The sequence below is a fragment of the Roseovarius aestuarii genome (assembly GCF_019966515.1).
GTDB classification, from domain to species: Bacteria; Pseudomonadota; Alphaproteobacteria; order Rhodobacterales; family Rhodobacteraceae; genus Roseovarius; species Roseovarius aestuarii.
In genome coordinates this window covers 1-5,214 of the sequence record NZ_JAIMIB010000047.1, presented here as the reverse complement: position 1 = coordinate 5,214, position 5,214 = coordinate 1, and the positions used below count along the sequence as shown (strand labels likewise).

General features: G+C 55.3%; 5 protein-coding genes. 3 read left to right on the top strand and 2 right to left on the bottom strand.

Annotation, left to right across the window (positions count from 1 at the left end; translation table 11 throughout):
- Window positions 1-235: 235 nt before the first annotated feature.
- Complete coding sequence (locus LC334_RS22805) at window positions 236-1,165, bottom strand: GlxA family transcriptional regulator (RefSeq protein ID WP_085802613.1); 930 nt, start codon at window positions 1,163-1,165, stop codon at window positions 236-238.
- Window positions 1,166-1,262: 97 nt separating this feature from the next.
- Here LC334_RS22805 and LC334_RS22800 point away from each other — a divergent pair, with 97 nt between their 5' ends.
- From LC334_RS22800 to LC334_RS22790, 3 genes are read left to right on the top strand one after another with little or no spacing between them, the layout of a single operon-like run.
- Complete coding sequence (locus tag LC334_RS22800; protein WP_085802614.1) at window positions 1,263-2,426, top strand: TauD/TfdA family dioxygenase; 1,164 nt, start codon at window positions 1,263-1,265, stop codon at window positions 2,424-2,426.
- Between the two features lie 27 nt (window positions 2,427-2,453).
- Window positions 2,454-3,218: a class II aldolase/adducin family protein gene (locus tag LC334_RS22795; RefSeq protein WP_085802615.1), complete on the top strand. Its 765-nt coding sequence runs from the start codon at window positions 2,454-2,456 to the stop codon at window positions 3,216-3,218.
- Window positions 3,219-3,239: 21 nt separating this feature from the next.
- A complete protein-coding gene (locus tag LC334_RS22790) occupies window positions 3,240-4,460 on the top strand; it encodes a Coenzyme F420 hydrogenase/dehydrogenase, beta subunit C-terminal domain (RefSeq protein ID WP_085802616.1) in 1,221 nt (406 codons plus the stop codon).
- A gap of 187 nt (window positions 4,461-4,647) precedes the next feature.
- On the opposite strand, the gene LC334_RS22785 is transcribed toward LC334_RS22790, so the two are convergent.
- On the bottom strand, window positions 4,648-4,866 hold the full coding sequence (locus LC334_RS22785) for a hypothetical protein (protein WP_085802617.1): 219 nt from the start codon (window positions 4,864-4,866) through the stop codon (window positions 4,648-4,650).
- Window positions 4,867-5,214: the final 348 nt, after the last annotated feature.

Genomic DNA, 5,214 nt, shown 5'->3' with positions numbered 1-5,214 from the left:
TGGCCGTTATGCAAGTATTGCGGAAGCGTTCGTGACACTCGATCAAATTTCGGCGAATGGGCCATTCCAATCGGCCCGTTCCCGTCATTCGCGACGTTCCCATTTTTCGCTGCCAGCTTCCCGAAAGCCGACCTTGGTGCACTGCGCAGCATCTTGGTCTCACAAACTGACAATCTGCGAACAAAACAGACCAAAAGTTCACGCGGTCCAGTATCTGCCTTCGCGCGGACTGTTATTATCGTTGGCGCGTTTTCGTTGCCGTGATGCCGAAATGTTTCTTAAATGCCCGCGCGAACGTCTCTGGACTTTCGAAACCACAAAGAACTCCGATCTCGTTGATGCGGAGGCTTGAATTGAGCAGCATGTTTTTGGCCTGCGACAGGCGCAGGTACCGGTAATATCCGGACGGGGTATGTTTGAGGTGCCGCTTGAACAGCCGTGCCAAGGTCCATTCGGGCAGGGCAACTTTCTCTGCGATAATGCGTATTGCCAGCGGGTTCTGAAGATTTGCCAGCATCAGATCAACTGCACGGCCCAGGTTTCGGTCAATTCGCATTAGCGATGTTTCCGCCAGCATCTTTTGCTGCGGTCCAGAATATTCCGTTGGGCGATATGTCAGAATTTCCGCGACTCGCAGCGACAGATCGCGGCCACTAAAACGCTCGATCAGCCCCAATGTCATGTCGAACGTGGCGACGCCGCCCGCGCTGGAGCAGCGGTTTTTCGACACGTCAAACATTCGATCGGCGAACATCTGATCCGAATATGTTTCGCGGTAGCCCTGCAAAGCCTCGAAATGAACGGCTGCGGGCGTTTTGTTCAGCAATCCGGCCTCGGCGAAAATCATGGCGCCGGTATCGACACATCCCATCAGCGCGCCTGTTCTGGCCTTCGCCCTCAGCCAACTCAGCAGCGGCTTGGCAAGGGCGGCTTCCGGCGCGTAGGACGAAACCAATATGACGATATCGCTTTTTGCGTCGTCTAGCGGGATCGTCGCCAACTCAAACCCGCTGGAACTTGTCATGACCCCGCCTTTCGCCGACAGGATGCGCCACCTCCATATAGGCTGCGTGGCTTCTCTGTTGGCCACTCTCAGAGGTTCCGTGACCAGGGTAACGGAGAGGATCGGGAAGTTTTCGGTCAGTACGATGTCGACCTGAAGCATGAGGCATCTCACTTTGCTGAATAGCGTCAAGTAATTGCCAAATTCTGTCAACTTAAGAACTTGGTTCTGCGCTAACGTCTCAGGCGGAGGACAGAAAATGCTCGAGTTGCCTGGAACACCTGATTTCGACGTCTGGCCCGTTACACATGAGGTCCGGAACGTCAAAGCCGCAGCAGATGTTTTGTCGGTAGTCTGGGCTGATGGTCGTACAAGCGCGCATCACGCCTTGCTTTTGCGCGAGAACAGCCCTGACCCGGTGACCACGCATCCAAAGGCACGGGAAATGGCGATTTCACCGACTGATATTCCGCAGGATGTGGGGATCACATCGGCCGACATTCTGGAAACCGGTGCCGTCAGGGTTCAATTTTCCGATGGGCTGGATACAAGTTTTCATCCCGGCTGGCTGCGCGGAACCGCCTGGTTTGAAGCGCCGAAACCGGAACCGCTGTTTCTCTGGACATCGGCAGAACAGCCCGAACCGCCCACGTTCGACGGGCCGGACGCTTTGGATCATCCTGAGAGGTTCTTGCATTGGCTGGAGGCGCTGCGTGATTTCGGCGTGGCGCGCCTGCGGGGGCTACCCCAACAGGATGGGTTGCTCGAAGAGATTGTCACCCGGATCGGCCCAGTTCGCGAAAGCAACTTTGGCCGACAGTACGTGCTGGAAATCAAGGATGATCCCGACAGTCAGGCCTATACATCAGGCAGTCTGCTTCAGCATGTTGACCTGCCAACACGCGAGCTGCCATTTGGCCTGCAGTTTCTTTACACCCGTGACAACACGACGACCGGGGGTGAAGGGATTTATGTCGACGCCTACTGCATCGCCGAGGATATGCGCCAGGAAGAACCTGACCATTTCCACTCGTTGATTACCGACATCTGGGAGTATAACAATCGCGCCAGGACGTCTGACTACAGGGGCAGCGGGCCGGTTGTGGAAACAGATGCAAACGGCGCAATCACAGGTATCCGTTACAACACCTTTTTGCGAGCACCTCTCAAGGCTCCGCCAGAGGTACAGGCGCGCGCCTACAAGGCATACCGCGCCTTCTGCGCGCGTGCGCAGGACCCGGCCTATCAGATGGTATTTCGTTATGAACCCGGCGACCTGCTGGCCTTTGACAACCGCCGGGTTCTGCATGGTCGCGCCGGATATGAAGCCAAAGGCGGATCACGTTTCATCGAAGGTATCTATTGTGATCGCGATGATCTGCATTCGCGTATTCGCACGATCAAAAGGCAACTACGCGCTTGAGGGCGCGTCATAGTGAAAGGAAAGCGTATGCCGGCAACACCTATCAAGACCAAAGCAAAATGCTCCGCCGCAGAGTGGACGGCGCGTGTCGAGCTGGCAGCCTCGTTCCGCATCATCGCCCAGTACGGCATGTCGGATTTGGCAAACGGGGCGATATGTGCGCGTGTGCCGAATCAACCCGACCACTACCTCGTGCATCCGTACGGCATGTTCTGGGAGGAAGCCCGTGCGTCCGACATGGTCAAGATTGATGCCGCCGGTCAGCCGGTTGACCCGGATGCACCGTGGTTGAACGATGGCGTGCAGAACCTCTGTCAATGGATTTTGGGATCGCGATCTGATGCCAATTTTTTCGTGCATGGCCATGAAGAAGAGGTCATGGCGGTGGGGTCGATTGAAGACGGAATTCTTCCGTTGAACCAACCCGCTGTTTATCTGGGAAATATCACCGGCTACATCGAATATGAATTCGAGGAAGATGACGCTTTCGGCCAGCATTTCGTCAAACAATTGGGGGCAAACCAAATCCTCATCAGTCGCAATCACGGGTATTATGCCTTGGGCGATACGGCTGCGGCGGCATTTTTCCGCGCGTATTTCCTGCGTCAGACCTGTTCGACCCAGATCAAGACCTTGTCCATGGGGCGCGAACCGCATTTGATCGACCCTCAAAAAGTGGCCCGGTACCAGGACCAGATGGCGGCATCGGATCACTACAACTACAATGGAAAAACCGAATGGCCCGGGCTTTTACGGATGTTGGACCGGCAAGGGTCGGATCATGCGACCTAGAACCGTCGAAGGCGGGATGAAATGAAGCGCTTCGAGACCTTGGATCAAATCATTGACAGCGGCTTTTGCATTGGCTGTGGCCTGTGCAAAGCCCTTGCGCCGGACGCTGCGATCGAAATGCGAATGAACACCGACGGACATCTGCGTCCCGTTCCAACGCGGGCGATTGATCAGAGCGAGGAACAAGCCATTCTTGATCTGTGTCCCGGCATCAATGTTACCGGGCCGTTTTCGACCGATGCCGCGCCGGGTTTTGATGCCGTTTGGGGGGAGTGCCGCCGGGTAGCTAAGGGCTATGCGACTGACAGGGATCTAAGGTTCGCGGCGTCTTCAGGCGGTATTATGACAGCGATCAACATCCATTTGCTGAATACCAGACAGGTCGAGTTTGTCTTACAGGCCATTCCAGATCCTGAAAATCCATATGGGAGTATTCCAGCGATCTGCCGCACCAAGGAAGACCTGATGAAGGCTAACGGGTCGCGCTATGCCAGTGCCGCAACATTATCCACCATTCTGGATGTCCTTGATCTGGGCGAGCCGTTTGCCGTGTCCCTCAAGCCATGCGACGTTGCCGGCATCAGAAATCTTCAGCGCAGGGACGCACGTGCACGCGATCTTGTTCGGTTCACACAAGCGATGTTCTGTGGAACCGTCCCCAGTGTATCAGCCCTGGAGGGGTTTTATGCGCGCCGGGACATGGATTTCCAAAAAGACAGGCCGACGAGTTTTCGTTGGCGCGGCAATGGCTGCCCGGGCCCGACCATAGCAACGATGCCTGACGGGCGAATTCTAGAGGCGACCTATAACGAGCTTTGGGATGACAACCCCTGGACCACTCAGTTCCGCTGCAAGCTTTGTCCCGATGCAATCGGTCTGCAAGCCGACATTGCTGTCGGTGACAATTGGTTTGAGGGCGTACCCAAAGGCGAAGGCGAGGGTTGGAATGCGTTGACCGCTCATACCCAGATTGGCCTCGAAGTTCTGAATTCCTGTGAAGCGGCCGATGAAATTAAGCTAATTGATTCTGACATTGAGCATTTGAACAACGTGCAGCCCCATCATGTCAAAATGCGGGAAGAGATGAAATCACGGTTGAGCGCATGCAACGACAGCGGTCTGGCTGCCCCCAATTTCAGCGAACTGAATTTGGATCGTTGCTCAGATCGGCTATCGCCGGACGCGCAAGAAAAGGTTCGCAAAGGCACAGCTGCACGAATTGATCAAATCAGTCGCTCTTGAAGGTCGCGGCATCGAGTCACTTGGGCTCTTTGGCGCCGTCGGAGCAAGTGCAGCATTCGGAAGTCAGACGCGATTCACTCGAATGAGGCCGGCCCAAACCCGACATTCGACCATTCTGAAAATCAACTCTCCAATTTCCCAAGAACCGATCTTGGTGCTTAGCGCAGCATTTTGGGTATTTGAGCGGCTATTTCTTGCGACTTAACTGCGCCCACAGTTTCCTTGTGCGCATATTATTTCGAGCAATATAGATCAACGGAGCGGCGGCAATTGTGGTCAAACCGGCGAACACAAAAGACAGAATCGTTTTGAGTGCACGTAAGGACTTGGAATCGTCGTTGCGGCGCGCGTGCCAAAAGTAAAGTGTCATCGCTAGAAAAACGACCACGGGTACAGCAAGCAACATCTAAGTGGCTCCCGAATTCGACCAATATCTGTCTGGGAGCTGGATCCTAAACCTCGAAGGAGGCAGTATTAAGGCCGCTAGAGTATCCGATCTGGGTGGGAAGGGCACCCTGCGCTATCATTTCTCCCCGGCCCAAACCGGACCTTGACCGACCGGTCAAGATGTTGCGGTCGCAGCCCGCATAGCGGACGTTGGCCGAGGACGGCGACAAATTGGTGCACCGATGTCGGCAACGCGGGACTGTCCGTCATCAGAGGTTTTGGGCTTTAGGGCGGTCTGAGCCGGTAGAGCATCTGACCCATCTGGTTGGTTTGATTATGCGGCGGACTTGCTGTGAAGCAAGCGCCG